At 73.8% G+C, this 25,967-nt stretch carries 26 protein-coding genes and 1 pseudogene; 15 read left to right on the top strand and 12 right to left on the bottom strand.

Translation table 11 applies throughout. From position 1 onward, the window contains the following. Positions 1-24: 24 nt before the first annotated feature. Positions 25-183: a hypothetical protein gene (locus J2S44_RS29765; protein WP_310420650.1), complete on the bottom strand. Its 159-nt coding sequence runs from the start codon at positions 181-183 to the stop codon at positions 25-27. An 82-nt stretch (positions 184-265) separates the two neighbouring features. Here J2S44_RS29765 and J2S44_RS29760 point away from each other — a divergent pair, with 82 nt between their 5' ends. The 3 genes from J2S44_RS29760 to J2S44_RS29750 all read left to right on the top strand — a co-directional run bounded on the left by J2S44_RS29760 (position 266) and on the right by J2S44_RS29750 (position 4,135). Then, positions 266-937 (top strand): pentapeptide repeat-containing protein, encoded by a 672-nt coding sequence (locus tag J2S44_RS29760; RefSeq protein ID WP_310420649.1) that lies wholly within the window; start codon positions 266-268, stop codon positions 935-937. Between the two features lie 176 nt (positions 938-1,113). Then, entirely contained in the window at positions 1,114-1,551 is a 438-nt protein-coding gene (locus J2S44_RS29755) for a MarR family winged helix-turn-helix transcriptional regulator (RefSeq protein WP_310420647.1), read from the top strand. 82 nt (positions 1,552-1,633) lie between these two features. Further along, positions 1,634-4,135, top strand: coding sequence for a M14 family zinc carboxypeptidase (locus tag J2S44_RS29750; RefSeq protein WP_310420644.1), 2,502 nt, complete (start codon positions 1,634-1,636; stop codon positions 4,133-4,135). 78 nt (positions 4,136-4,213) lie between these two features. On the opposite strand, the gene J2S44_RS29745 is transcribed toward J2S44_RS29750, so the two are convergent. From J2S44_RS29745 to dhbA, 7 genes are all read right to left on the bottom strand, one after another. Next, positions 4,214-4,924, bottom strand: a complete 711-nt coding sequence (locus tag J2S44_RS29745) for a DUF6069 family protein (RefSeq protein WP_310420642.1) — start codon at positions 4,922-4,924, stop codon at positions 4,214-4,216. Positions 4,925-4,929: 5 nt separating this feature from the next. Then, positions 4,930-5,901 (bottom strand): RNA polymerase subunit sigma-70, encoded by a 972-nt coding sequence (locus tag J2S44_RS29740; protein WP_310420640.1) that lies wholly within the window; start codon positions 5,899-5,901, stop codon positions 4,930-4,932. Between the two features lie 64 nt (positions 5,902-5,965). Beyond that, entirely contained in the window at positions 5,966-6,163 is a 198-nt protein-coding gene (locus J2S44_RS29735) for a hypothetical protein (protein ID WP_310420638.1), read from the bottom strand. 213 nt (positions 6,164-6,376) lie between these two features. Further along, positions 6,377-6,991 carry an isochorismatase family protein gene (locus tag J2S44_RS29730; RefSeq protein ID WP_310420636.1) on the bottom strand — a complete coding sequence of 205 codons (615 nt, stop codon included), beginning with the start codon at positions 6,989-6,991 and terminating at the stop codon, positions 6,377-6,379. After that, positions 6,988-8,595, bottom strand: coding sequence for a (2,3-dihydroxybenzoyl)adenylate synthase (locus J2S44_RS29725; RefSeq protein ID WP_310420634.1), 1,608 nt, complete (start codon positions 8,593-8,595; stop codon positions 6,988-6,990). The genes J2S44_RS29730 and J2S44_RS29725 overlap by 4 nt, the downstream gene beginning before the upstream one ends. Further along, positions 8,588-9,739, bottom strand: a complete 1,152-nt coding sequence (gene dhbC, locus J2S44_RS29720; RefSeq protein WP_310420632.1) for an isochorismate synthase DhbC — start codon at positions 9,737-9,739, stop codon at positions 8,588-8,590. Before dhbC ends, J2S44_RS29725 begins: the two co-directional genes overlap by 8 nt. Before the next feature lie 15 nt (positions 9,740-9,754). Then, positions 9,755-10,498, bottom strand: a complete 744-nt coding sequence (dhbA, locus tag J2S44_RS29715; RefSeq protein WP_310420630.1) for a 2,3-dihydro-2,3-dihydroxybenzoate dehydrogenase — start codon at positions 10,496-10,498, stop codon at positions 9,755-9,757. Between the two features lie 196 nt (positions 10,499-10,694). Between dhbA and J2S44_RS29710 the strand changes: the two genes are divergently transcribed. Then, on the top strand, positions 10,695-12,368 hold the full coding sequence (locus J2S44_RS29710; RefSeq protein ID WP_310420628.1) for a RecQ family ATP-dependent DNA helicase: 1,674 nt from the start codon (positions 10,695-10,697) through the stop codon (positions 12,366-12,368). On the opposite strand, the gene J2S44_RS29705 is transcribed toward J2S44_RS29710, so the two are convergent. Further along, positions 12,365-13,444, bottom strand: coding sequence for a Stk1 family PASTA domain-containing Ser/Thr kinase (locus tag J2S44_RS29705; protein WP_310420627.1), 1,080 nt, complete (start codon positions 13,442-13,444; stop codon positions 12,365-12,367). The genes J2S44_RS29710 and J2S44_RS29705 overlap by 4 nt on opposite strands. A 191-nt stretch (positions 13,445-13,635) precedes the next feature. Here J2S44_RS29705 and J2S44_RS29700 point away from each other — a divergent pair, with 191 nt between their 5' ends. Next, positions 13,636-14,172, top strand: a complete 537-nt coding sequence (locus J2S44_RS29700) for a 2'-5' RNA ligase family protein (protein ID WP_310420625.1) — start codon at positions 13,636-13,638, stop codon at positions 14,170-14,172. 64 nt (positions 14,173-14,236) lie between these two features. Here the strand turns inward: J2S44_RS29700 and J2S44_RS29695 are convergent, their stop codons facing one another. Beyond that, on the bottom strand, positions 14,237-15,484 hold the full coding sequence (locus tag J2S44_RS29695; protein ID WP_310420623.1) for an MFS transporter: 1,248 nt from the start codon (positions 15,482-15,484) through the stop codon (positions 14,237-14,239). Then, positions 15,481-16,041: a helix-turn-helix domain-containing protein gene (locus J2S44_RS29690; protein WP_310420621.1), complete on the bottom strand. Its 561-nt coding sequence runs from the start codon at positions 16,039-16,041 to the stop codon at positions 15,481-15,483. Before J2S44_RS29690 ends, J2S44_RS29695 begins: the two co-directional genes overlap by 4 nt. A 96-nt stretch (positions 16,042-16,137) precedes the next feature. Between J2S44_RS29690 and J2S44_RS29685 the strand changes: the two genes are divergently transcribed. From J2S44_RS29685 to J2S44_RS29655, 7 genes and pseudogenes are all read left to right on the top strand, one after another. Then, complete coding sequence (locus tag J2S44_RS29685) at positions 16,138-17,556, top strand: amidase (RefSeq protein WP_310420619.1); 1,419 nt, start codon at positions 16,138-16,140, stop codon at positions 17,554-17,556. Positions 17,557-17,659: 103 nt separating this feature from the next. Further along, a complete protein-coding gene (locus tag J2S44_RS29680) occupies positions 17,660-18,346 on the top strand; it encodes a SanA/YdcF family protein (RefSeq protein ID WP_310420617.1) in 687 nt (228 codons plus the stop codon). A 124-nt stretch (positions 18,347-18,470) separates the two neighbouring features. Continuing rightward, positions 18,471-18,974: a hypothetical protein gene (locus tag J2S44_RS29675; protein ID WP_310420616.1), complete on the top strand. Its 504-nt coding sequence runs from the start codon at positions 18,471-18,473 to the stop codon at positions 18,972-18,974. 47 nt (positions 18,975-19,021) lie between these two features. Beyond that, positions 19,022-19,237: pseudogene (locus J2S44_RS29670) on the top strand (DUF4291 family protein); the annotation flags it as partial. 99 nt (positions 19,238-19,336) lie between these two features. Further along, positions 19,337-19,984, top strand: a complete 648-nt coding sequence (locus tag J2S44_RS29665) for a hypothetical protein (protein WP_310420614.1) — start codon at positions 19,337-19,339, stop codon at positions 19,982-19,984. A 106-nt stretch (positions 19,985-20,090) separates the two neighbouring features. After that, positions 20,091-21,029: an SDR family NAD(P)-dependent oxidoreductase gene (locus tag J2S44_RS29660; protein WP_310420612.1), complete on the top strand. Its 939-nt coding sequence runs from the start codon at positions 20,091-20,093 to the stop codon at positions 21,027-21,029. Beyond that, positions 21,026-22,015 (top strand): AraC family transcriptional regulator, encoded by a 990-nt coding sequence (locus tag J2S44_RS29655; RefSeq protein ID WP_310420609.1) that lies wholly within the window; start codon positions 21,026-21,028, stop codon positions 22,013-22,015. Before J2S44_RS29660 ends, J2S44_RS29655 begins: the two co-directional genes overlap by 4 nt. 174 nt (positions 22,016-22,189) lie before the next feature. On the opposite strand, the gene J2S44_RS29650 is transcribed toward J2S44_RS29655, so the two are convergent. Then, positions 22,190-23,200, bottom strand: coding sequence for a glycosyltransferase (locus J2S44_RS29650; RefSeq protein WP_310420607.1), 1,011 nt, complete (start codon positions 23,198-23,200; stop codon positions 22,190-22,192). Positions 23,201-23,292: 92 nt separating this feature from the next. On the opposite strand from J2S44_RS29650, the gene J2S44_RS29645 reads away from it, so the two are divergent. The 3 genes from J2S44_RS29645 (at position 23,293) to J2S44_RS29635 (ending at position 25,858) form a co-directional block, all read left to right on the top strand. Next, entirely contained in the window at positions 23,293-23,754 is a 462-nt protein-coding gene (locus J2S44_RS29645) for an SRPBCC family protein (RefSeq protein ID WP_310420606.1), read from the top strand. Between the two features lie 39 nt (positions 23,755-23,793). Next, complete coding sequence (locus J2S44_RS29640) at positions 23,794-24,723, top strand: hypothetical protein (protein ID WP_310420604.1); 930 nt, start codon at positions 23,794-23,796, stop codon at positions 24,721-24,723. A gap of 79 nt (positions 24,724-24,802) precedes the next feature. Further along, the gene (locus J2S44_RS29635; RefSeq protein WP_310429988.1) at positions 24,803-25,858 is read left to right on the top strand and encodes a MerR family transcriptional regulator; all 1,056 of its coding nucleotides are present in this window, start codon (positions 24,803-24,805) and stop codon (positions 25,856-25,858) included. Positions 25,859-25,967: the final 109 nt, after the last annotated feature.

The following is a 25,967-nucleotide window of genomic DNA, read 5'->3' as shown; positions in this document are numbered from 1 at the left end:
TTGCAGGGCATGACGGCCGAACGGCTATCGCTTCCCGCCGCCGAACATCGCCCGGATGGCCAGGACCAGGAACAATATGCCCGCGACGAGGCCCAGAACCTGCACGACGCCGATGTCGGACCAGGCCCGTTCCTCGGCCGCGAGCACCGACATCACCCGGTCGGGTGTCACGAAGGAATCCACCCCAGAACCATAAAACCCATTCGAGGGTACGGCGAGAGGGGCGCGTCGGACCGGCGGTGCGCGTCCTCCATAGGGTGTCGGGGTGCCTCCGTCCCGCCGCCGCGCCGTCGTCTCCGCCGACCCGAAGCCACCGAAGCCGCCGTCCGGTGTGGAGATCGCCCCGGGCGACCCGGAACCGGAGGGCTCGTACGCGCGACTCGCCTACTACGACGTCGACCTGTCCGGGCGGGAGGCCGAGGCGCTGCGGTTCACCCAGTGCCGGTTCCGCGCGGCCGACCTCTCCGGCGCGCGCCTGGACCAGCTGGCGCTGACCGACTGCCTGGTGCAGAACTCGAACTGGGCGAACCTGACCAGCGACGGCGGCGCGCTCACCCGGGTCGAGCTGCGCGACTCCCGGATGACCGGGCTCACGATCACCGACGGGACGCTGCGCGACGTGCGCGCGGAGGAGTGCCGGCTGGATCTGTCCGGCTGGCGGTTCACCCGCTTCGAGGCGGTGCACTTCGTCGGCTGCAACCTGACCGGCGCCGACTTCACCGGCGCCGACCTGCGCGGCGCCCGCTTCACCCGCTGCGACCTGACCGGCGTCCAGCTCCACCAGGCCGACCTGGCCGGCACCCGGTTCCGCGGCTGCTCCCTGGCCGGCGTCGGGAGCCCCGCGCAGCTCCGCGGCGCCGTGGTGCACGAGAGCGACCTGCTCGCCCTCTCCTACGTCCTGGCCGCGGCCATGGGCATCACGGTCGACAGCGACTGACCCGCGGGTTCTCGTGGTGACCACGGCGCGACCGGCAGGGAGGAGCCCCGGCGACGACCGGTGCCCGCGGGAGCACGCCCGGCGCCACCACGCCGGAAGCGGGAAACAGGGTTTCCGGGTCTCGTCGATTATTTGCACACGCCGGGTATGGGCTTGCGCCTGTTAGGCTGTCGGCCATGGGAATCGCGGATGACGCGGTGCAGGTCCGGGCGCAGGGGTGGCGAACGCTCGCCGCGCTGCACGGGCTGATCGACGCGGCGCTGGAGCGTGCGCTGTCGTCCGGGCACGGCCTGTCCGTGGTCGAGTTCACGGTGCTGGAAGCGCTGTCCCGGCAGGACGGCTTCCACATGCGGATGTCGCAGCTGGCCCGGGCGGCCGCGCTGTCGTCGAGCGCGGCGACCCGGCTGGTCAACCGGCTGGAGGACCGCGGGCTGCTGGGGCGCTACCTCTGTCAGGACGACCGCCGCGGGATCTACTCGGAGCTGACGCTGGAGGGGCGCGAGCTGTTGGCGAAGGCGCGGCCCACGCACGACGAGGTGCTCGCGCAGGCGCTCGACGAGGCCGCCCGGATGCCCGAGCTGGCTCCCCTGGCGAAGGCGCTGCACCAGCTTTAACACGCATGTGACAGCGATACGTATTGATTCGATCTCTGTCCCCCGGCCAGGATCTTGAGCACATCCATCGTGGAGGTGCTTCGTGCGCTCACCAGGCAAGATCCTCACCGGGCTGCTGATCGCGGGTCTCGGTGTCACCGTGCTTCCATCGGCGGCGGTCGCCGCCCCGCCGGACCCGGTCACCCGCGACTTCGGCAACGGACCGGAGCGGAACGAGGTCGCGGCCACCGACTCGCCGGTCGCGGCCCTGACCGCCGCCGGCACCTGGTCCGCCGAGCGGCGCGACGGCGGCTACCCGCGGCAGACCCGGCTGCGCGTCCCCCCGGAGAACCCGGCGGACAAGTCGATCAAGCTGGGGCTGGTGCCGTACCACGGGATCGCGCCGCGGCTGAACGCGCTGCAGGCCGCGAGCGACCGCGTCTCCGTCGAGGTGATCGGGCAGTCCGTGCTCGGCCGCGATCTCTACCTGGTCACCGTGACCGCGCCGGAGAGCGCGGCCGAGACGCGCCGGCAGTCCGGGTGGCGGCGGCTGATCGAGGACGACCCGGTCCGGGCCGCACGCGACCGATCGCTGCGGCGCGACTACAAGGCCCCGATCTGGATCAACGCGAACATCCACGGCAACGAGTGGGAGGGTACGGACGGCTCGCTGCGCCTGATCGAGCAGCTCGCCACCGCGACCGACGCCGCCACCGCCGCGATGCTGCGCCGCACCCGGATCTACCTCACCGTCACCAACAACCCGGACGGCCGGGTCGCGGGGACCCGGGCGAACGGCGCCGGCTTCGACGTCAACCGGGACCACGTCACCTCGTCGCAGCCGGAGTCGCGGGCCGTGCGCTCGGTCGCGATCGACGCGCAGCCGCTGGTCATGCTGGACGAGCACGGCTACACCGGCACCACGCTGATCGAGCCGTGCACACCGCCGCACGGGCAGAACTACGAGTACGACCTCTACCTGCCGCACGCCTACAACAACGCGCTCGGCATGGAACGCCAGGTCAACGCGCTCGGTGAGGCGGTCGACATCCCGTTCCGCGACTTCGCGCCCGGCGACTGGGACGACTGGCCGCCGATCTTCACCCCGATGTACGCGATGTACCACGGCGCGATCGGGCACACCGTGGAGATCCCGCTGCGGGTCAACAACGCGGAGTACGACACGCTGCCGGTCGCGGAGCTGCAGCGCCGCGCGGCCCGCAACACCGCGGTGGTGGAGGCGACCATCCGGGGCGCGATCGCCTACACCGACGCGAACCGGGCGTCGTTGATCGCCGGCCAGATCGAGCAGTTCCGCCGCGGCTGGGCCGGCGAGCCGCTGCGTGACCTCCCGGACGGCGCCGTGCCCGGCTACGGCCCGGAGGACCGCTACAAGACGGAGTTCCCGCGCGCCTACGTGATCCCGGCCGGGTCCCCCGCCGCCGCCCGCCTGGTGGACCATCTGGTGGCGCACGACATCCGGGTCGGCCGGGCGTCCCGGGGCTTCACCCTGTCCGGGCGTTCCTACCCCGCGGGCACCTACGTCGTGGACATGCACCAGCCCAAGCGCGGCCTGGCGAACGCGATGCTGGAGGCCGGCCGGGACATCTCCGCGCTGGTACCGCAGATGTACGACATCTCCGGCTGGTCGCACCGGCTGCTCTGGGGAGCCCCGGTCTCGATCGTCCAGCGCGGCGCGCTCCCGGGCGGCCTGCGCCCGGTCACCGTCGCGGCCCCCACCGGTGCGGTGCCGCCCGGCCGCGGTGACGTGCTGCTCACGCTCGCGGACGCGGCCGACATCCGCGCGCTCAACGCGCTCCTGGACCGCGGGGTCCCGGTCCGCCGGCTGCCGGACGGCACCGTCGTGGTGCCCCGCCGGGAGGCCGCCGCGGTCGCCGGCACCTACGGGGTCCGGTTCACCGCCGCCCCGCGCGGCGCCGCCGGGGTGCCGCTCACCCGGCCGGTGATCGCGGCCGCCGCGGCCGCGGACGAACTGCTGGTGCTGCGGGACCTCGGCTTCGAGGTCCGGCCGGTCTCGACCTCGGCGCTGAACGCGGGCGCGTCGCTGGACGGCGTCTCCGTGCTGTACGTCTCGTCCGGCCTGTCCTGGTCGTCCCTCGGCGCCGCCGCCCGCACCGCGGTCTCCAAGGTCCGCGCCGTGATCACCCGCGGTCCCACCGGCGCCCGGTTCAACGCCGACGCCGGGCTGCTCCCGGTCACCGCGGTCATCGGCCGCGCGGACGCGAACGGCGTCGTGTCCGTGGTCAACGGCCCCGGCCCGATCGGTGCGACCGCGTTGCCGCACTCGTTCGTCTACTCGCCGCTGTGGTTCACCGGGCTCGGCGCGGGCGTGGTGGCGGAGCAGCGGTACGCGGCGACACCGCTGGTCGCCGGGCACTGGCGCGCCCACGACGACGGCACCGCCGGCCCCGCCGACGCGGCCGGCCAGGCCTCGATCGTCTCCGGCGTCTCGGCCTCCGGCACCGCCGCCGTCCTGTTCGGCACGGAACCGCTGTTCCGGGCCCACCCGAAGGGCCTGTACCCGCAGGTCGCCGGCGCGATCCTGTGGTCGGTGACGACGTCGGCCCCGGCCGCGACGCGCTGACGGCACCGGTCCGGCGGCGGGTCGCCCGCCGCCGGACCGGTGTCACTCGTCGTCCGGGCCGGTGCCGCTCGTGCGCCGTCAGACCGCCGGAGCCCGCGTGCGGGTGCCGGCGGTGGTGGGCGAGGACCGCCGGAGGTGGCGCGCGAGGGCGGGGATCAGCACGGCCGCCGGGATGAGATGCAGGACCACCAGGGCCGCGACGGTGGCGGGGGCCGCTCCGGTGAGCAACGGCGGCACCAGCGAGAGCGCGGTCAGCAGCGTCGTGGTGCGGACGAAGCGGTGGGCGGGGCGGTCGCTCCACCGCCGGAAGGCCGCGGCGACGGCGACGCCGACCAGCGAGAAGAAGCCGGTCACCACCGCGAAGCCGGACAGCGGGATCGTCTCCCCGGTGCCGGAGACCGCGAAGTCGACGCCGGCCGTCCGGGCCAGCGCGGCGGCGACCGTGGTGGCCGCGACCGCGGCGACCGTGGCCACGAGGCCGGTGACCGCGAGGCCGGGAGAGCGGCCGGCGCGGGTCCGGGTGTCGTCGGTACTGATCATGTCGTTCCTCCGGGAGCTGGGCCGGTGCGAGTGGATGCGCAGGTGGGCGGTGCGGCGGCCGGGGTTGTGCAGCGCGCGGACGCCGGTGCCGCGCAGCCAGAAGCCGGCGTCGCGGCCGAGGACCGGTCCGGGCGTGCCGTCGCGCAGCTCCAGCCGCACCCGGCCGCGGACGACGACGCCGAACGCGTCGGACCACTCCGCCGCGGTCACCGGGACCCGTGCGCCGCCGCGCAGCGTCAGGGTCCGCACCGGGACTACTCCGCCCCGTCCGCCGGAAGGCGCTCCGGCAGGCCGAGCCCCGCGAACCGGTCGGCGTGGAACGTGGTCAGTTCGGTGATCGCCCCGCCGGTGATCCGCAGGACGTCGAGCGTCAGCGGCAGGTACGCGCCACCCGGCTCGCGGCGGTGGTAGAACGCGACCGCGGGCTGGCGGTTCACGGCCGTGGGCAGACCGCGCAGGCCGGTCATCTCCGCGAAGCCGTCCCGGAGCCAGTCGGCCACCACCGCGTCCCGGCCGAGGTGCAGGCCCGGCGTGGGCGGCATGGCGAACCGGACGTCGGCGCGCAGCATCGCCGCGAGCGCCGGCACGTCCGTGGCCACGCTGGCGTCGGTGAAGCGGCGCACCAGGTCACGTGTGCCGGCGTCGCCGCTGCCGCCGGCCCAGTCCTGCCGCTCGGCCGGCAGGTGCTCCCGCATGCCGGCGCGGGCCCGCTGCAGCGCGCTGTTGACCGAGTTGACGGAGTCGCCGAGCAGCTCCGCGACGTCCTTCGCGGGCCAGCCGAGCACGTCCCGCAGGATCAGCACGGCCCGCGGGCGGGGCGCGAGGTGCTGGACCGCGACCAGGTACGCCAGCTCGATCGTCTCCCGCGCGACGGCCACCGTCTCCGGCTCGTCCGCGTCGTCGGCGGGCAGCTCGTCGAGCAGCCGGTCCGGGTACGGCTGCAGCCACGGCACCTCGCCGCCGGTGGCCGGCTCCGGCCGTACCTTCGCCAGCAGGTCCAGGCACGCGTTGGTGGCGATCCGGTACAGCCAGGCCCGGAACGTCGACCGTCCCTCGAACGTCTCCCGCCGCCGCCACGCCCGCAGGAACGTCTCCTGCACGGTGTCCTCCGCGTCCTCGAACGACCCGAGCATCCGGTAGCAGTGCACGTGCAGCTCCCGCCGGTGCCGTTCCGCCAGCCCGGAGAACGCCGGCTCGTCCACGTCGCGCCGCATGGTCTCACTCATCACGTCATCCTCACGCCTCGTCTTGTCCTGACGTAGGTATGACGGGCCCGGCCGCGACAACTCATCACCGGTCCAGCGGCACCTCGGTGATCCGGAAGCTGAGCCGGCCGCTGATCTCGCACATGCCGGCCGCCAGCGACCAGGACCGGCAGACCAGTTCGCCACCGCTCCGGGTCCAGTGGAACCCGTGCGAGTCCGTCACCTGGTCGCGGCCCGACCGGACGATGCGATGTAGTTCAGCGAGGTAATGCGCCGGATGCATGTCTCGTCCTCCGCCGACGATGCGATACGCCTACCCCTCCGATCCAACGGCCACCGTCGACCCCACCGCGTCCGCCGACGGGCCGCGATCCACCGTCGTTTTCCGTGGGATCCCCACCGATCGGCACTCCCGTTCCGGCCGCCACGAACGGCTCCGGGGCGGCCGGCGATATCGGGCGAGTGACCGGCCGGCCGCCCCGGAAGAGCGGGCGGATCAGGTGGGGAAGACGTCGGCGGCGGGGAGGACGACGCCGCAGTGGTCGGCGACGCGGGCCAGGGCGGCGTCGTGGTCGGCGCGGCTGAAGTCGGCGACCGCGTCGGAGACGACGAAGGCCTGGATGTCGCGCATGAACGCGTCCGTGGCCGTGGCCGCCACGCCGATGTGGGCGTAGACGCCGCAGATGATCAGCTGGTCGCGGGTGCCCATCAGGGTGTCCAGTGTGGTGCGGTGGAACGCGTTGTAGCGCCACTTCGGCATCAGCGTCTCGCCGTCGGCCAGCGGCACCGCGATCTCCGCCGGCGCGCCGGGTCCGACGCCGTCGCCCCACATCTGGAGTTGCAGTCCGCGCTGCGCGGGCGTCTGGCCGCCGGGCTGCGCCGAGAAGACCACCGGCACCCCGAGCGCGGCGGCCCGCGCGCGCAGCCCGGCGATCGCGTCCAGCATCGGGGCCAGCGGCGACGTGCCGGGCGTGTAGTAGCGCAGGAAGTGCCGCTGCAGGTCGTGCACCAGGAGCACCGCGCGCGCCGGCTCGACCTTCCACGACACCCGCCCGCGCGGCAGCTCCTCGACCTCGGGCAACGGGTACGGATCGACGACCGGAATGCTCACGAAAGCCCTTCCCTGTGACGGAGACGTGCCTTGCTGACCTTGCCGACCGCGGTCTGCGGGAACGAGTCCACGAACTCGACCCGGTCCGGGACCTTGTAGGCGGCCAGGCCACGGGACCGGACGAACGCGCGGACCTGCCCCGCGGTCAGCGCCGGCGCGCCGGACCGGAGGATCACGTAGGCGCAGCTCCGCTCGCCCAGCACCGGGTCCGGCACCGCGACGATCGAGGCGTCCAGCACGGCCGGGTGGGCCAGCAGGTGGTTCTCGACCTCCTCCGCCGCGATCTTCTCGCCGCCCCGGTTGATCTGGTCCTTGGCCCGGCCCTCGACCACCAGGTGCCCGCTCGGCAGCTGCCGCACCAGGTCGCCGGTCCGGTAGAAGCCGTCCGCCGTGAACGCGACCGCGTTGTGCTCCGCGGCCCGGTAGTAGCCGCGGATCGTGTAGGGGCCCCGCGTCAGCAGGTGCCCGACCGTACCGGCCGGCACCTCCACGTCGGCGGAGTCCACGATCCGGATCTCGTCGTCCGGCGAGATCGGCCGGCCCTGGGTGCCGACCACCAGCTCCGGCGGGTCGTCGTGCCGGGTGTAGTTGACCAGCCCTTCCGCCATGCCGAACACCTGCTGCAGCGCGCAGCCGAGCACCGGCCGCACCCGCGCGGCCGCCTCGTCGGCGAGCCGGGCGCCGCCGACCTGCAGCAGCTCCAGCGACGACAGATCGTCGGTGGCACCCGCGGCCGCGTCCAGCCAGACGAGCGCGAGCGGCGGCACCAGCGCGGTCATCGTCACCCGCTGCGCCGCGATCAGCGGGAACGCGACCGCCGGGCTCGGCGCCGGGCACATCACCACGCGGCCGCCGGCGTGCAGCACGCCGAGCACGCCGGGCGAGCTCATCGTGAAGTTGTGCGCGACCGGCAGCGCCACCAGGTAGACGGTGTCCGACGACAGCCGGCAGATCTCCGCGGACGCCCGCACGCTGTAGAGGTAGTCGTCGTGCGTGCGCGGGATCAGTTTGGGCAGCCCGGTGCTGCCGCCGGACAGCTGCAGGAACGCAACGTCGCCGGCGCTCACGTCCGTACCGTCGAACGGTTCTGATGGCTCCTGACCGAGGGCCGTGGCGTCGATGACGAGCCGCAGCGACGGCACCGCAGCGCGCACCTCGGCCGCGAGCGCGTGGTAGTCGAAGCGCTCCCAGACGCCCGGGATCACGTAGGCGACCGCGTCCGTGGCGGCCGCCAGGTGACCGATCTCGGCCCGGCGATGCGACGGCAGCGTGAAGACCGGTAGCGCACCGAGCCGGAAGAGCCCCAGCACGACCGGGAGGAACTCGCCGATGTTCGGCAGCTGCACCACCACCCGGTCGCCGCGGGACACGCCCAGACCCTCGAACGTCCCGGCGGTACGGGAGGCGGCCTCGTCCAGCTCCGCGTAGGTCCACCGCCGCTGCCCGTCCACCACGGCCACTCGGTCGCCGAAGCGGGCGGCGAGCCCGTGCAGCCACGCGGAGAACGTCTCGCCCTGCCAGTACCCGGCCGCCCGGTAACGGTCGGCGGTGGCGGCGGGCCACGGCGTGAAGTCGGTGGACGGCGGCGCGGCGGGTTCACTCATCGCCGAGCCCCATCGCGCGCAGCATGGTGCGGAACTTCGCGGTCGTCTCGGCCAGCTCGGCCTCCGGCGACGAGCCCGGCACGATGCCCGCGCCCGCGTAGAGCCGCAGCGACCGGTCGTCCACCTCGGCGCAGCGGATCGTCACCACCCACTCGCCGTCCCCGGCCGCGTCCGCCCAGCCGACCATGCCGGTGTAGAAGCCGCGGTCGAACGGCTCGATCTCGGCGATCGCGGCGCGGGCCGCGTCGACCGGCACGCCGCAGATCGCCGGCGTCGGGTGCAGCGCGTGCGCCAGCTCCAGCGACGAGATCGCGTCGTCCGCCACCTCGGCCGCGATCCGGCTGGCCAGGTGCCACATGGTCGCGGTCGGCACCACGGACGGCCGGGCCGGCACCTCGATCTCCTTGCAGTACGGGCGGAGCGCCTCCACCACGGACTCGACCACGACCGCGTGCTCGCGCAGGTCCTTCTCCGAGTCGCGCAGCGCGGCGGCGCGGCGCACGTCCTCGTACCGGTCGGTGCTGCGGGCCGCGGAGCCGGCCATCGGGTTGGCCAGCACGCGCGTGCCGAACCGGGAGACGAGCAGCTCCGGGCTGGCACCGACGAGCGTGCGGCCGTGCGGCAGGTCGACCGCGAACGTGTAGCCGCGCGGATCCCGGTGCGCCAGCCGGCGGACCAGGTCCCGCAGGTCGACCGGCGCGTCCGCGGTGACGTGCAGCGACCGGGCGAGCACGACCTTGGTGAGCGCGTCGCCGTCCATCATCTCCAGCGCCCGGCTGACGCCCTCGGTGTACCGCGCGGGCTCCGGGACCGGTCGCAGGTGGTAGCCGTTCTCCACCGGCGCCGCGAAGGTCCGGCCGTCCGGCGGCGCGGACCGGCGCACCGACATCGGCACGTGGAGCTGCGCGGCCGCGGTGCCGTCGAACGGGATCGCGCCGACCGCGATCGGTGCGTCGTCACCGGCCTCGCGCAGTGCGCCCAGCATGCCGGACACGTACGAGGGGAGGTCCGCGGCCCGGCCGGGCACGCCGACCGCCACCCCCTCGGCCAGCAGCGTGTGCCGGGGGGAGGCGAAGAAGAACGACGACCCCGGACGGTAGTCGTCGATCAGCTCCGTGGCCGCTTGTGTCCTCAGGTCGGTCATCGAGTGAACCTCCGCTCAGGCGCGCAGGGTGGCGCCGCCGTCGACGTACAGGTCGTGCATGGTGATGTGCCGCGCCGCCGGTGAGGCGAGGAACAGCACCGCGTCCGCGACGTCCTCGGGCTCGGCGATCCGGCCGAGCGGGATACCGACGCGGTACGACTCCGGGTCGCCGCGCAGCACCGCGGCCGGGCCGGTCCCGTCCCGCCACATCGCCCGCTGCATGGGCGTGTCGGTGGAGCCGGGACAGACCGTGTTGCACCGCACGCCGTGCCGCGCGACCTCCAGCCCGAGGCTCTTGGTGAACATCACCGCGGCGGCCTTGGACGCGGCGTAGGCGGCCATGCCGGCGCGCGGGACGCCCGCGGCGTTCGACGCGACCGTGATGATCACACCGTCCCGGCGGGCGATCATGCCGGGCACGACGGCGCGGCTGAGGTGGAAGACGCCGGTCGTGTTGACCGCGAACGTGTCGGCCCAGTCCTGGTCGCTGAGCGAGGCGACGGGGCCGAGACGGAGGATGCCGGCGACGTTGACGAGCAGCCCGATCGGCCCGGCCGCGCCGATGATCCGCTGTACCGCGCCGGCGTCGGTGACGTCCAGGCGTACCGGCTCGATGTTGGGGTGATCATGCCGTTGCTCGTTACGGTCCGTAGCGATCACTCGAGCGCCCGCCGCCGCGAGCTTGCCGGCGACCGCCGCACCGATGCCCTGTGCCGCGCCCGTGACCAGCGCAGTCGTACCGGCGAAGACGTGCTCCATGCCAGCTCCTCCCGGTTTTGGGCACAGCGGACCCGCAACACATAGAGCAATCTAAGATCGCCGCGTTAGGTTAGCCTAACCTGCCGAAGGCATCCATGGGAGTGGTGTTTGTCGCCTCGCACATGCGGGAAAATCACGTCGCACACGCCTTCGCCGCATCGACGCGGGCCAACCGAACGGGGACAATGACCGCGCCATGATCACACTTCCCCTGCTCTCCTCCCGCATCAAGCGCGCCGCGAAGAAGCACTTCGGCTGGCGGACGCTGCGGCCCGGCCAGCTCGCACCGATGAAGACCGTGATGAAGCGGCGCGACGCGCTGGTCGTGATGCCCACCGGCGGCGGCAAGTCCGCGCTCTACCAGGTCCCCGGCACGCTGCTGCCCGGCCCGACCGTGGTCATCTCGCCGCTGCTCGCGCTGCAGCAGGACCAGATCGCCGCGCTCAACGAGTACGGCACGCCGGCGCTGCGCGCGGTCCGGATCAGCTCCGCCGAGACGCCGAACCAGAAGGCGGAGGCGCTCGAGGCGATCCGCAACGGCGAGGCTCGGTTCCTGTTCACCACGCCGGAGCAGCTGGCCTCCGAGCCGATGCAGGTGGAGATCCGCGCGCTGCGCCCGGCGCTGGTCGCGGTGGACGAGGCGCACTGCATCTCCGCGTGGGGCCCGGACTTCCGCCCGGACTTCCTGGCGCTCGGCCACCTGATCCGCGCGATCGGCCGCCCGCCGGTGCTGGCACTGACCGCGACCGCGTCGCCGCCGGTGCGCGACGACATCATCAAGCGGCTGGGCCTGCGCGAGGTCAAGCCGATGATCTCCGGCCTGGACCGGTCCAACCTGTTCCTCGAGGTCGCCTACTGCCCGGACGAGAACTACCGCTGGCGGCGGCTGACCGCGCTGCTCGACGAGGACGAGGGCCTGGGCATCGTGTACGTGGCCACCCGCCGCGCCGCCGAGGAGCTCGCCGAGAAGCTCACCGACGCCGGGTACGAGGCCGCCTACTACCACGGCGGCATGTCCGGCGGGATGCGCGAGGAGCGGCACGAGGCGTTCCTCGCCGACAAGGTCCAGGTGATGGTCGCGACCAGCGCGTTCGGCATGGGCATCGACAAGCCGAACATCCGCTGGGTCGCGCACGTGGCGCTGCCCGACTCACCGGACAGCTACTTCCAGGAGATCGGCCGGGCCGGCCGGGACGGCGCACCGGCCCGCGCGCTGCTGCTGTGGCGCGCCGAGGACGAGAACATCCAGCGGTACTTCACCGGCGGCGCGGTCGACGAGAAGGAGGTGCGCGACCTCGCGGCCGTGCTGCGCACCGGCGCGCACACCAAGGCGGAGCTGCGCGAGAAGACCGGCCTCGGCACCCGCAAGCTCGGCCAGCTGCTCGCGCTGCTGGAACAGGTCGACTCGGTCGCCACCATCGGCACCACCAAGGTGCTCGCGCCGAACTACGCCCCGCCCGCCGCCGAGGCCGCCAAGCTCGCGGTCGCCGAGGCGGAACGCCAGCAGACGGTCCAGCGCTCGCGGATCGACATGATGCGCGCGTTCGCCCAGACCCGCTCCTGCCGCGGCCAGATCCTGCTCGCCTACTTCGGCGAGCACGCACCCGAGCCGTGCGGTCACTGCGACAACTGCCTCAACCCGCCCGCGGACGCCCCGGTCTCCCCCGCGCCGTCCGCCGCCGCGACCGCGGACGAGCCGGCCGCGGCCGAGCTGTTCCCGGTGCACAGCACGGTCCTGCACCAGGAGTGGGGCACCGGCATGGTCCTCGGCTACGAGGAGGACAAGATGACCGTCCTCTTCGACACGGTCGGCTACAAGACGCTGTCCGTCACCGTCGTCTCCAAGCGGTCGCTGCTCACGCCGGGTTAGCCGGCTCCTTCGCCGCCCTGGCAGAAGCGCTCGAACGGGATCCGGGCCCCGCGCACCGCGACCGGCGCGATCACGTCGAGCTGCTGCCAGCCGACGAGATCCGTGCCGGGGCCGAGCGTCCACGCGGTCTCGATCGTCATGCTGCCCTTCGGGCTGGCGTCGGCGGTCTGGACCGCGGACTCGGCGCCGTCCGAGCGCAGCCAGCGATAGGTCAGCCGGCCCGGCCCCGGCATGGACACCGTCTGCCGGAAGAACACCCGGTAGCCGGTGTCGCAGCCGTCCAGCGCGGGATCGAGCCCCGCCTCCACGGCGCCCAGCGACACGGTCGGCACCGGAACCGTGCCGGGTGTCCCGGTCGGCACCGGCGGCTCGGCCGTGCGGCCCGGGTTCGGCACGGCCGGTTTTTCCGGCGCGCCCCGGACTCCCGGCGGTCCGGGCGCTCCCGGCGGTCCGGGAACCACGACGATCGTGTCGTCCGGTGCCGCCGGCGGCACGCTGACCGGCACGCTGCTCGGCACGACCGCCGGCGGGACCACGACCACGCCGAACGGGCGGGCCAGCACCAGCGTCACGCCGGAGTCGTGCGCCGCCCTGGTGCCGATCCGCGGATCGGTCCGCAGCACGGTGCCGGGCGGCTCGTCCGACTCCTCGAACTCGATCCCGCCCACCGCGAGGTGCGCGGCTGCCAGCCGCCGTTCCGCCTCCTCCCGGCTCACGCCGACCAGCGCGGGCACCTTCGCGGTGGGCTCCCACCGGGTCACCAGCACGGTCCCGGCGACCGCCAGGAAGAGCAGCAGGAAGACCAGGCCGAGCTTGCCCACCCCGTTGAGCACCAGCCCGCCGGGCAGCTGGATCTGCCCCTCGAACCGGTTGACGATCCGGTCACGCAGCCGCACCCGCTGGGGCGGCCGCTCCTCGTCCTCCGGTGCGGGTCCCGCGGCCGCGGAACGGTCCGCGGCGGGGCGGCTCGCGGCGGGTCCGGGTTCGGGTTCGGTTCCCGGTCCGGCCGCGAGCGCGGCCGCCTCCGGTGCTCCGGCGTGCGCCGCGGTGTCGTCCGGTGTCGTCGGCTGTGTCACGGGTTCCTCCGCTCACTGCGGCCGCTGCATTGGTGCTTGCCGTCATCAACGCCGGCCGGGTGCCGGGGAAACGGCCGCCGGATCCGACAAATAGCCATATTCGAGCCGCCCTTTTCTCGTGCCGGCCCGGCCGGAGCGACCAAGGATTCCCCGTGCGGCGCGCCCGGCTGATGATCGTCTAACGTGTCCGCGTGGTTGCCGCGATCGAGCTCTACCTGGATGTGGACGCGACCCGGCGGATCAGGACGCTGTGGCGGTCACTCGAAGCCGAGGGCGTGCCGACGCTCGCCGGACTGCTCGGCAACCGGCACCGCCCGCACGTCTCGCTCGCCGCCGCGCACCGGCTGGACCCGCACGCGGTCGAGGCCGCGCTCACCGGCCTGGAGGCCGGCCCGGCACTACCGCTGAGCATGGACTTCGCCGGCCAGTTCGTCGGCCGGGTGCTCTGGCTGGGCGTCACGCCGACCGAGGAGTTGCTGGCCCACCACCGCGCGGTGCACGAACGGCTGGCCGCGGCCGGCATCGAGGTGTGGGAGCACTACCGGCCCGGCCGCTGGGTGCCGCACTGCACCGTCTCCATGCGCGTGCCGAACCCGCAGATGGCGCACGCGGTCCGCCGCTGCCTCGAGGTGCTGCCGCTCCGGGCCACGATCACCGGCGCCGCCGTCGCCGACCACGCCAACGACATCGACCACCGGCTCGACGGCCCGCGGCCGCGGGACCGCTGAGCGCGGGTCCCGGCCGCCGGCGCGGTGCGCGGGAGCGCACCACGCCGGTCGCCGGGGACAGCGGTCAGTCCGGCTGCTCCGGCAGGTCGCGGAGGCGTGGGATCGGCGAGAAGAGGACGAAGACGGTGCCGGTGACCGCGCCGACCGAGGCGATCCAGATCGTGGGGTGGACGCCGATCGTCTCGCCGAGGAAGCCGCCGAGCAGCGCGCCGAGCGGGCGCACGCCGTAGTTGACCGTCCGCTTGGCGCCGCTGACCAGGGAGAGCCGGGTCATCGGGGTGGCGGCGGTCTGCAGCGACCCGACCGCGATGTCCAGCATCATCAGGCCGATGCTGCTGAGGAACTCGGCCGCGAAGACCATCGCCATGATCGTGGGTTCGCCGCCGGCCGCGAGCGGGACCAGCACCAGGGGCAGCGGGAAGAACACGAATCCGGCGATCGCCACCGGGCCGACGCCGATTCGGCGGATGAGCGGGCCGGTGACCGTCGCGCCGAGGACGCCGCCGATCGAGGCGACGCCGATGAGCACGCCGAGCTGCCCCGCGGAGAGGCCGAGCGCGGTGGTCGCGTACAGGATGAACAGCGCGTGGTAGACGTAGTTGAACAGGTTCAGCACGGTCACGCCGAGCAGCAGTGAGCGCAGCACGGCGGACCGGGCGATGAATCGCAGCCCGCTCAGCACGCCGCTCTCCTCGGCCGTGGAGACGGCCGCGCTCTCGTCCGGGCGGATCCGGAGCAGCAGGAGCGCGGACCCGAGGTACGACACCGCGTCCGCGATCAGCGCGAACGGCGCGGTGATCGCCTGCACCAGCAGGCCGCCCGCGCTCGGTCCGGCCACGTAGGACATCGCGCGGGCGCCGTTGAGCAGCGAGTTGGCCCGGATGTAGTCGGAGCGCCGGACCACGGACGCGAACAGGCTGTTGTTCGCCACCTCGAAGAAGAGCGTGAGCGTGCCGGTCAGGAACGCGATCGCGTAGAGGTGCCACAGCTCGAGCAGCCCGGCGAAGGCGAGCACGGGTACGACCAGCAGCAGGCCGGCCCGGGCCAGATCCGCACCGATCATGATGTGCCGCTTGATCGGCCGCCGGTCCACCCAGGCGCCCGCGGCCAGCGAGAACAGCAGGTTCGGGATGAGCGCGGCCGCGGTCAGGTAACCCATCTCGGCCGGGCCGGCGCCGACCGTGAGCACGGCCAGCAACGGCAGCGCGATGTACGAGATCTGCTCCCCCACCAGCGACACCACGTGCGCGGACCAGTAGGTGCGGAACACCGGCTCGCGCAGCAGCCCCCCGCGGGACGCCAGCAGGGTCACGCCTCCTCCTCGGCCCTCGGGATGGTCAGCTGCACCACGCTGACCGGCCGGGAGCCCTCGCCGCGGCGATGCCGGTCGGAGTAGGGCTCGAGCAGCTCGTCGAACTGCTCGGACAGCGCGGTGAGCTCGTCCGCGGTCACGTAGATCATGTAGTCGCCGAAGCCGGCCGCCCGCCGCCACTCGGCCGTCTCGTCGGCCCGGACCGCGAGGTAGGCCTCGGCCAGCCGGGTGTACCGCGCCAGCATCACGGCGTTGAGCTGGTCGGCGGCGGCCCGCATCTCCGGGTCGTCGGAGTCGTCGGCCCAGGACGTGTCCATCGCGGTGGCGCGCCACGGCCGCTCCCGCGCGTTCGCGCCGGGCACCCGCTCGGCCAGCCCGTACTTCGCGAGCTGACGCAGGTGGAACGAGCAGTTGGGCACGTTCTCGTCGAGGGCGGCCGCGCACTGGGTCGCGGTCATCGGGCCGTTGCGCCGGAGCAGGCCGACGAGGCTGAGCCGCAGCGGATGCGCGTACGCCCGCAGCGCTCGGGGGTCGTCGAGCCGGATCGAATCTGCCATACCCTAGAGGATGCTTTAGAAAGCTAGCTTTAGCAACATGTCTTTAGGATCGAAAAATCGGTCGCTCGCCCGCCTCCCGGCCGTCACGCTGTGCGGATGGAGGTCCACGAGTACGCGAGCCACGACGCCACCGGCCTGCGCGAGCTGATCACGACCGGTCAGGTCACGCCGGCGGAGGTCGAGGACGCGGCGCGCCGCGCGCTGGCCGCCGCGCACGCCGACCTCAACGCGCTGACCGGCCCGCTCTACGAGCCCGCGCTCGCGCACGACCCGGACGGACCGTTCGGCGGCGTGCCCTTCCTGATCAAGGACAGCGGCCCGGTCGCCCGCGGCACCGCGTTCCGGCTGGGCAGCCGCGCGATCCGGGGCGTGGTCGCGAGCGCCGACACCGAGCTGATGGCCCGGTTCCGCGCGGCCGGCCTGGTCACGCTCGGCCAGACCACGGCGCCGGAGTTCGGCCTGAACTTCGCCACCGAGCCGGTGCTGCACGGCCCCACCCGCAACCCGTGGGCGCCGGACCGCGGCGTCGGCGGCTCCAGCGGTGGCGCGGCCGCGCTGGTCGCGGCCGGTGCGGTCCCGCTCGCGCACGCGAACGACGGCGCCGGCTCGATCCGGGTGCCGGCCGCGGCGTGCGGGCTGGTCGGCCTGAAACCGACCCGTGGACGGGTGCCGGTCGGCCCGGCCGTGGGCGAGCTCGGCCTCGGGCAGGTCCACGAGTTCGCGCTGACCCGCACGGTCCGCGACACCGCGCGCCTGCTGGACGCGGTCGGCGCGCCGCACCACGGCGAGAAGTACCAGACCCCGCCACCGGTACGCCCGTTCGGGCACGAGACCGGCCTGCGGCCCGACCGGCTGCGCGTCGCGATCTGCGTCGCGCCGTGGTCCGGCGCACCGGTGGACCCGGAGGTCGCGGACGCCGCCACCACGGCCGGTGAGCTGCTCGAATGGCTCGGCCACACGGTCGAACCGGCCCGGCCGGAGTTCGCCGCGGACGACGTCGTCGAGGCGCTGATGCTGGGGGTGGTCGCCGCCGGGCACGCGGTGCTGCGCGGCGGGCGCGGCCGCCGGCCGGACCCGTCGCTGCTGGAGGCGGTCTCCCGCGCGGTCCTCCGCGAGGCCGAGACCGCGACCGCGGCGGACATGCTGGCGTTCCTCGACGCGCAGCACCGGGTCACCCAGCCGATCGGCCGGTTCTTCAGCCGGTACGACGTGCTGGTCACGCCCACGCTCGGGCAGCTCCCCGCGCCGCACGGCACGCTGCGCTACGACGACCCGGGCCAGGACGCGCGCGGCTGGCTGCACCGGATCCTGGAGTACGGCCCGTTCACCGCGCCGTTCAACGTCTCCGGCACGCCCGCGATCAGCCTGCCGCTCGGCCAGAGCCGCACCGGCCTGCCGATCGGCGTCCAGCTCGCCGCCGGCCACGCCCGCGAGGACCTGCTGCTGCGCCTCGCCGCCCAGCTGGAGACTGCGGCACCCTGGCGGGACCGGTCACCTTCACTGTTCGTCGACTGACACACACCCGCGTGCGTGGCGTACCCGAGCCCGTGCCGGCCGGCTGATCATCGGATCGTCGGTCCGATCCGGCCACGTGATCAGGTAACGCATACTTCGAAGGGTGAAACGCCTTCTCTCCTTGGTGTCCTGGTTCACCTGGTGGCGCGTGGCGCTGATCGCCGTCGCCACGGGCATCACCGCCACCGTCACCGTGGTCGCCAGCGAGAACTGGATCCGCGGCCGGGCCGAGGGGCACGTGCACACGATCGCGTCGGTCCCGGCCGCGCCGGTCGCGCTGGTGCTCGGCACGCAGGTGCTGCGCACCGGTGAGCCCGGCGACTTCCTGGCCGCCCGGCTGGAGACCGCCCGGCAGCTCTACGTGACCGGCAAGGTGCAGGCCATCCTGGTCTCCGGGGACAACGGCCGCCGCGAGTACGACGAGCCCACCGCGATGTACGCCTGGCTGGTCCGCAACGGCGTCCCGCCCGAGCACGTGGTGCGCGACTACGCGGGCTTCGACACGTACGACTCGTGTTTCCGGGCCAAGGAGATCTTCGGTGTGGACCGCGCGATAGTGGTCACCCAGAGCTTCCACATCGCCCGCTCCGTCGCGCTCTGCCGCGAGCTCGGCATCGACACCTCCGGCGTCGGCGACGACACGGTCCGTGACATCTTCCCGGGGAACTGGCGGCAGGCCGCCACCCGCGAACACCTCGCTCACGTCAAGGCCGTCCTGGACCTCGTCACCGGCCGCGAACCCGTGCACCTCGGCCGCACCGAGACCGCCGTGACCGACGCGCTGTCCTGAACCCGGCGCACGCTGCGTGACGAGTGGACGGCGCGGTGACCGGGGTTCCCGCGCACGGCGGCCGGGTAAGACTGGCATGATCCTCCATGACTTTCCCCCACCATGAAAACCGAGAGGTGTCACAGTGACGGAGCAGCCGGTATTCAGCCAGCTCGGGTTCTCCGACCAGGAGTGGGGCCTGCTCGTGGGCCTTCCGCACGCGGTGCTGACGGCCGCGTCGGCCGCGGAGTCGGACGGTTCCAGGCGCACGCAGCAGGAGAACCAGGCCGGCCTGGAGGGCATCGCGGCCGGGCGCGAGTCCGGCAACTGGCTGGTCACCGAGATCGCCAACGAGCTGGTCACCCGCGTGGGTGACCCGGAGGCGGGCGAGGAACTGCCCACGCTGACGCCGAGCGACCCGGCGGTCTACATCGCGGACGTCCTGGACCGCGCGCGGCAGGCGAACACGCTGCTGCGGGAGAAGGTGGACGAGGGCCAGGCGGGGGCGTACACGCACTGGCTCGTCACGATCGCGGAGCAGGTGGTCACGGCCGCGCCGACCGGCGGCATCCTCGGCATCGGCGGCGACGTGGTCACCGAGGGTGAGCGGCGCTTCCGGGACGAACTGTCCGCGATCTTCAACGCCTGAGCCGTTAATCGATCGTGTTCCCGCGCCGGGCGGGCGACCATCGGACCGTGTCCGACACCGTCCCCGCCCGGCAGGTCCGCGCGGTCTTCACCGACCGAACCATCACGGTCTACCAGGCGTATTCCCCGGAGATCGCGCTGCCGGCCCTCGCGGCCGGCCATTTCGTGCCACCGTTCCGTCCCGGCCGGATGACCTGGATCAAGCCATCATTCCGCTGGATGATGGCTGTTGCCACCCGAGCGCCCCTACCCGCCGCCCGCCGACGTCGCGGCTGTTATCGACGCGACCGGTCCGGCAAATCCCTGAAATCGCCATGAATCGCCTCATACGATGAGGCGAGGTCGAGACGGAGGGGGCCAACCGTGAGCGGTGTCAAGGAGCTCGGCGCCTTCCGGCACGACGACGCCGGTGAGGTGGCGCGGCTGGTCGTCGCGTACGCCGCGGAATGCGGCGTGGAGGCGCGACTCGGCGCCGCGACCACCGGTGAGGTCGAGAACCAGGTGGACGTGTTCGAGCCGCTGGACGGCTGGACCGTGGTGATGTGGCCGAGCACCGGCGCGGAGGCCGCGGTCGAGATCGCCCGCGCGGTCAGCCTCCGGCTCGGCACCGTGGCCAGCTGCGTCTCCGCGTTCGAGGACGACTTCTGGAGCCATCTGGTCTTCGAGTCCGGCCAGGAGCGCGACCGGTTCACGTCCCGCCCGGACTACTTCGAGGAGGAGTCCGGCACCGAGCACCGCTGGAACTCCGACCCGGCGACCGTGGCCGGCGTCTTCGGCGTCGAGGCCGGTGAGATCACCGACTACCTGACGCCGGTCACCGAGGAGGATCTGGACGCCGACGACGAGCGGCGGGCCCACCCGGACGACGAGTACGCGCTCACCGACTCCTGGGTCTTCGTCGACTTCTGGCGCCACCTCGGCATCACCTATCCCGACGCGGACGTGCCGCCCCTGCAGTACGGCGTCACGCTGGCCCCCGGCTGGGAGAAGGCGATCGCCGCCCCCGCCTGAGCCGGCGCGATCGGGCACCAGCACGGCGCGTTCTGCCACTGTGCGCGGCTTCCGGGATCCATAGCGTCGTCCGGGACGGCGAACCACTCCCCCGGAGGTAGCGAACATGGCCTGGTCGACGGCGGACATCCCGGCTCAGGCCGGACGCGTGGCGGTCGTGACGGGCGGCAGCGGCGGGCTCGGCCTGGTGACCGCCACCGCGCTCGCGGCCCGCGGCGCTCACGTGATCATGGCGGCGCGCAGCCGGGCCCGGGCACTGCCGGCCCGCGACCGGATCCTGGCCGCCCACCCGGACGCCGTCGTCGACGTCGTGCCGCTCGACCTGGCCGAGCTGGCCTCCGTCGCGCGCGCGGCCGGCGAGATCCTGGCCGCGCACCGCACGATCGACCTGCTGATCAACAACGCGGGCGTGATGGCGGTGCCGCCGGCCACCACGGCGGACGGATTCGAGATCCACCTCGGCGTCAACCACCTCGGGCACTGGGCGCTCACCGCGCACCTGCTCCCGGCGATCGCCCGCACGCCCGGTGCGCGGGTGGTGACGCTGACCAGCGGCGCGCAGCACTTCGGGCGGCCGCTCGACCCCAAAACCACGAGCAGGCCGGGGTACGGGGGCTGGCGCGCCTACGACGACTCCAAGCTCGCCAACCGGCACTTCGCGCAGGGACTGGACCGCCAGTTCCGGGCCGCCGGCCGATCCGCCCGGGCGGTCACCGCGCACCCGGGCTTCGCGAACTCCGACCTGATGGACCGCGCCACCGGAGCCGGACCGCGCGGTGCCATCATGTTCCCGATGGCGCGCAGACTCGGCATGACCGTGGAGCGCGGCGCGCTGAGCCAGCTGCGTGCCGCGACCGATCCGCGCGTCGACGGCGGCACCATGGTCGGCCCGCGCCGGCAGATCTCCGGCCCGCCCGTCGCGCGCCGGCTGATCCGGCCGGGCGCCGGCCGCGCGATCCGCGCGCTGTGGGAGTTCTCCCGCGACGCGACCGGCCTCGACGTCGACGTGGCCCGCGCGCTGGACCGGCCGGCAGCGCACCCGTGAGCCCGGCCGGATACACGCTCAGCCCGGCGATCGCGGTGATGTTCGCGGATCTCGGCATACCGGCCGGCCCGGTGCTGCGGGCCGCCGGGTTGCCCGGCGACCTGTTCGTGCGCGGTCCGGTGACGGTCACGCCCGAGCAGTTCTTCCACTGCTGGACCGCGATGGCGGAGATCTCCGGCGATCCGGCGTTCCCGGTGCGGGCGGCCGAGCGGATGAGCACGGAGACGTTCCACCCGCCGATCTTCGCGGCGCTGTGCAGTCCGCACCTGCGCCGCGCGGCGGAGCGGATCGCGGCACACAAACGCCTGATCGGGCCGCAGCGGGTGCTCATCGCGCCCGGCGACGAGCTGCGGCTGACCATGCGGTGGCCGGCCGTGCCGGTGCCACCGCCCGGCCTCGTCGCGTACGAGCTGGCCGTCTGGGTGGCGCTGGCCCGGATCGCCACCCGCACCCGGGTCGTGCCGGCCCGGTTCACGACGCCGGATCCGCCGGCGGGCGCCGTCGCCGAGGCGTGGCGGGACTTCCTCGGCGTGCCGTTCCGACGCGGGACCGAGGCCGAGGTCGTCTTCGCCGCCCACGACGCGCGCCGCCCGTTCCTGACCGAGAACGCGGAGATGTGGCGGGTCTTCGCGCCGGACCTGCGCCGCCGCCTGGCCGACCTGGAGCGCGCCGAGTCGACCGCGGAGCGGGTGCGGGCCGTGCTGATCGAGCTGCTGCCGGCCGGCGAGGGCACCGCGACCGCGGTCGCCCGCCGGCTGGCGCTGAGCGGCCGCACGCTGCAACGCCGCCTGGCCGCGGAACACACCACGTTCCAGCGCGTGCTCGACGGTACGCGGCACGCGCTCGCCCGCGCCTACCTGGACCGCCCGGACGTCTCGGCCACCGAGATCGCGTTCCTCCTCGGCTACGACGACCCCGGTTCGTTCTACCGCGCCTTCCGCTCCTGGTCCGGCACCACTCCGCAGCGGGCCCGCCCGCGGCGCTGACCCCGCCCCTCCGGTTCCGGCCCGGCGTCTTGCCCCGGGCGTCCGGCCCCGAGTTCCGGTCCTGACGTCCGGGTCCGGGTCCCGGCCGGGGCGTCCGGCTTCCGGACGCGGCCTCCGGCACGCCGGCACCGGTGGGGAGGCCGCCGGGTGCCGGGTAGCGTCGCCGGTCCGGGCTCAGGACGGCACGGACAGCTCTTCCGCCACGACCGGCACCACCTGGCCACAGGCCTCGAGACACACCACGGCGGTACGGTCGGCGACGCGCTGCCACGGGTACACCTGGCGGGCGCGGTCCAGCGCGGCGGTGGCGGCGGTGAACCGGCGCACGTTGTCGGCGAGCAGCGCGCGGATCGCCATGCCGAGCGCGCGCGGGTCCCGCGGCGGCACCAGTTCGCCGGTCAGCCCGTCGATCACCGCGTCCCGGACCAGGCCGGTCGCGGTGCCGACCACGGGCACGCCGCACGCCATCGCCTCGATCGGCGCGCTACCGGACGGGTCGCGCCAGGGTGCGCAGACCGCCACGTCGGCGGAGCGGTACCACGCGGGGAGCTCGTCGTGCGGCACGGCGCGGTGCGGCACGACCCGGTCGGCGACACGGCAGCGCTCGGCCAGGTCGGTCAGGTCGGGCGGCCCGCCGAGGACGACCGCCTCCGCGTCCGGCACCATCCGCATCGCGCGGACCAGGTCACCGGCCCAGGCGGCGCCGTCCGCGACCGCGAGCACCCGCGGGCGTACCCGGGGCATCGGGTCGCCGACCGGCGTGAACAGGTCACAGTCGACGCCGGGCGGGACCAGCGTGATCCGGCCGCGCGGTACGCCGAGCCGCAGCAGGTCACCGGCCTCGTCGGTGGAGCCGGCGATGATCCGGTCGGCGACGCGGCAGAGCAGGCGCTCGTAGGTGCGGCGTTCGTCGGTGTCCGCGGTGACCGGTCCGGGCGTGCTGAGACCGTGGAAGGACTGGACCAGCGGGGCCGCGCCGGACGCGAGCGCGGCGACGCCGGCCGCCCACCCGTGCGCGTGGATCACCTCCGGCGCCCAGTCGGCACCGTCCGCCCAGGTCGCGCCGAGCCGCTCACCCGCGCGCTTGCCGGCGGCGTCGTACTCGCGCACGTCGTGCCCGAGGCGGCGGAGCGCGGCCGAGAGTGCACCGGCCCCCGTTCCGGCGGCCACCATCGCGATACGCATAAATACAATTATTCCCCTTTTAGGGGATATTTTGAGCAGGTTACCGGAACAACTGCGGTTAGTCGCGGCCCGGTACGGGGTATCCGCCCTGCATGGCGAAGGTCGAGCAGGTCATCCCCGCAACACCGAAGCAGGTGTGGGCGGCACTCGCGGACGGCTGGACGTACAGCGACTGGGTGGTCGGCACCGTGCACATCCGCGACGTCGACCAGAACTGGCCCGCGCCCGGCTCGCGCCTGTTCCACAAGGCCGGCCCGTGGCCGTTCTCGCTGCACGACGGCTCCCGGGTGCTCGAGTCGGAACCGGAGCGGCGGCTGGTGCTGCGCGTCGGTCTGTGGCCGGTCGGCGAGGCGGTCGTCAGCATGACGCTCGCACCGCACGGCACCGATGCAACGCACATCACGTTCGTCGAGGAACCGGTGGCCGGCCCGTTCAAATGGGCGCACACCAAGCTGAACGACCTGGTCCTGCACCAGCGCAACCGGGAGTCGCTGCGCCGGCTCTCCGACGTCGCGGCCCGGCAGAAGGCCGCGGCGGAGAAAACCCACTCATAACGGCGGAACCCGTACCCGGCTCCGCTCGTCATACAGGTCATGCCGACACTCACCCGTCCCGCGCGCGCCCTCCTCGGCGGCGCCGCGGCCGCCACCCTCCTGCTGACCGGCGCCTGCGCGAACTCGAACAGCGCCGCCCAGGGTGCCGCCGGCTCCGCGTCCGCCTCCTCGGGCGCCGCCGGACCGACCGGCGACATCCCGGAGATCACCGGCAGCACGCTCGTCCTGCGCGTCGACTACACCGGTGGCTACGTCACGCCGGCCATGCTCGCCACCCGGCTCCCGATGATCAGTGTGTACGCGGACGGCCGCGTGATCACCGAGGGGCCGACCACGCGGCAGTACCCGGGCCCCGCGCTGCCGAACCTGCAGGTGCAGTACGTCGAGGCCGCCGACGTCAACGTGCTCGTCGAGCGCGCCCGCTCCGCCGGCGTGCAGAACGGCGTCGACCTCGGCCGGCCCGGCGTCGCGGACGCGCAGACCACCCGCTTCACGCTGCTGACCGAGCAGGGCGTGCAGACCGTCGAGGCGTACGCGCTGGTCGAGGCCGCCGGCGCCGCGGACGGCCTCGCCGCCGACCAGGTCCGCGACCGCGAGCTGCTCAGCGGCCTCATCACCGCGCTGCAGGACCTGGAGACCACGCTCGGCCCGAGCCGGGTCAAGGAGCCGGTCGACTACCAGCCCGCCGAGATCGCCGGCATCGCCATGCCGTTCCAGCAGGCCGAGGGCGACCCCGTGCAGACCGAGAAGGCGTGGCCCGGCCCGGCACTGCCCGGCACGCCGCTCGGCGAGGGCCTCGACACCGGGTGCGTGAGCGCGGAGGCGCAGACCGCCAAGGACGTGCTCGCCGCCGCGGAGAGCGCCACCGCGATCACGCCGTGGACGTCGGCCGGCACGAAGTACACCGTCCAGCTCCGCCCGCTCCTGCCCGACGAGCACGGCTGCGCCGACCTGATGAAGAAGGCTTGACCTTCACCGTGGGGAAACCCGCATTCTCCTTCTCGTGCCGGCCCGGGACGGCCGGCACGAGGAGGAGGTGCACCCGCTCGTGTCCCTGCTGACCATCGGGGCGTTCGCCCGGCTGAGCCGGCTCTCGCCCAAGGCGCTGCGGCTCTACGACGACCTCGGCCTGCTGCCACCGGCCGTGGTGGATCCGTCGTCCGGCTACCGGCGCTACGCCCCCGAGCAGCTGGAACGCGCACGGCTGGTCGCCTGGCTACGCCGGCTCGGCATGCCGCTGGCCCGCATCCGCGAGGTCTGCGCACTGCCGCCGCCGGCCGCCGCCGAGGCGGTCGCCGCGTTCCGGGACCGGATCGCCCGGGAGGCCCAGGCCCGCGAGCAGCTCGCCACCTTCCTCGTCGACTACCTGTCGGGAAGGGGTTCCCCCATGTCAGACCGATCCACCGCCCTCGGCATCCGCTACGCCGCCCGCACCGACGCGGGCCGCGAGCGGGACACCAACGAGGACGCCGCGTACGCCGGCACCCGCCTGCTCGCGGTCGCGGACGGCATGCGCGGCCCGCTCGGCCGGCGCGCCAGCACCACCGCGATCGAGGCGCTGAAGCCGCTCGAATCCGCCGACCTGCCGGCCGGCACCCTGCTCAACGCGCTGTCCGAGGCGATCGGCTCCGCCGACGAGGCGATCCGGTCCGCGGACGGGCCGGACTCGATCACCACGCTCACCGCGCTGCTCTGGTCCGGTTCCGAACTGGCCCTGGTGCACGTCGGCGACTCCCGGGCCTACCTGCTCCGCGAGGGGACACTGTTCCGGATCACGGCGGACCATACGTACGTCCAGTCGCTGGTGTCCGAGGGCCGGCTCAGCGCCGAGGAGGCCCGCTCGCATCCGCAGCGCGCGCTGCTGGTCCGGGCGCTGGGGCACGACGCCACCCCCGACCTGTCGCTGCACACCGCACACCCGGGCGACCGCTACCTCCTGTGCTCCGACGGCCTCTCGGCGGTCGTCGAACCGGACGCGCTGGAGGCCACGCTCCGCGCTCCCGGCACTCCGGCGGAGACCGTCGACGCCCTGATCGCGCTGACCTACGACCGCGGTGCACCGGACAACATCGCGTGCGTGGTCGCGGACGTCGTCGCGGTCTGAGCCGGACGTCGTCACGGCACGGCCCGGGCCGGCGGGATCGGGTGCCCACCGCACCCGGTCTCCCCCGGCTCGTGCACCGTTCCGGGGTCTGCCGGGAGTGGCCACGGAT

It is taken from the genome of Catenuloplanes niger, assembly GCF_031458255.1.
GTDB classification, from domain to species: domain Bacteria; phylum Actinomycetota; class Actinomycetes; order Mycobacteriales; family Micromonosporaceae; genus Catenuloplanes; species Catenuloplanes niger.
The sequence above is the reverse complement of the archived record's forward strand: the minus strand, read 5'-3'. Positions and strand labels throughout refer to the sequence as shown.

Bases quoted from the DNA above. Each gene is read 5' to 3' on its own strand.
- J2S44_RS29755 (WP_310420647.1), top strand. From the start codon at position 1,114: ATGGGAATCGCGGATGACGCGGTGCAGGTCCGGGCGCAGGGGTGGCGA.
- J2S44_RS29740 (WP_310420640.1), bottom strand. From the start codon at position 5,901: ATGAGTGAGACCATGCGGCGCGACGTGGACGAGCCGGCGTTCTCCGGG.
- J2S44_RS29735 (WP_310420638.1), bottom strand. From the start codon at position 6,163: ATGCATCCGGCGCATTACCTCGCTGAACTACATCGCATCGTCCGGTCG.
- J2S44_RS29725 (WP_310420634.1), bottom strand. From the start codon at position 8,595: ATGAGTGAACCCGCCGCGCCGCCGTCCACCGACTTCACGCCGTGGCCC.
- dhbC (WP_310420632.1), bottom strand. From the start codon at position 9,739: ATGACCGACCTGAGGACACAAGCGGCCACGGAGCTGATCGACGACTAC.
- dhbA (WP_310420630.1), bottom strand. From the start codon at position 10,498: ATGGAGCACGTCTTCGCCGGTACGACTGCGCTGGTCACGGGCGCGGCA.
- J2S44_RS29710 (WP_310420628.1), top strand. From the start codon at position 10,695: ATGATCACACTTCCCCTGCTCTCCTCCCGCATCAAGCGCGCCGCGAAG.
- J2S44_RS29690 (WP_310420621.1), bottom strand. From the start codon at position 16,041: ATGGCAGATTCGATCCGGCTCGACGACCCCCGAGCGCTGCGGGCGTAC.
- J2S44_RS29685 (WP_310420619.1), top strand. From the start codon at position 16,138: ATGGAGGTCCACGAGTACGCGAGCCACGACGCCACCGGCCTGCGCGAG.
- J2S44_RS29660 (WP_310420612.1), top strand. From the start codon at position 20,091: ATGGCCTGGTCGACGGCGGACATCCCGGCTCAGGCCGGACGCGTGGCG.
- J2S44_RS29650 (WP_310420607.1), bottom strand. From the start codon at position 23,200: ATGCGTATCGCGATGGTGGCCGCCGGAACGGGGGCCGGTGCACTCTCG.
- J2S44_RS29645 (WP_310420606.1), top strand. From the start codon at position 23,293: ATGGCGAAGGTCGAGCAGGTCATCCCCGCAACACCGAAGCAGGTGTGG.
- J2S44_RS29640 (WP_310420604.1), top strand. From the start codon at position 23,794: ATGCCGACACTCACCCGTCCCGCGCGCGCCCTCCTCGGCGGCGCCGCG.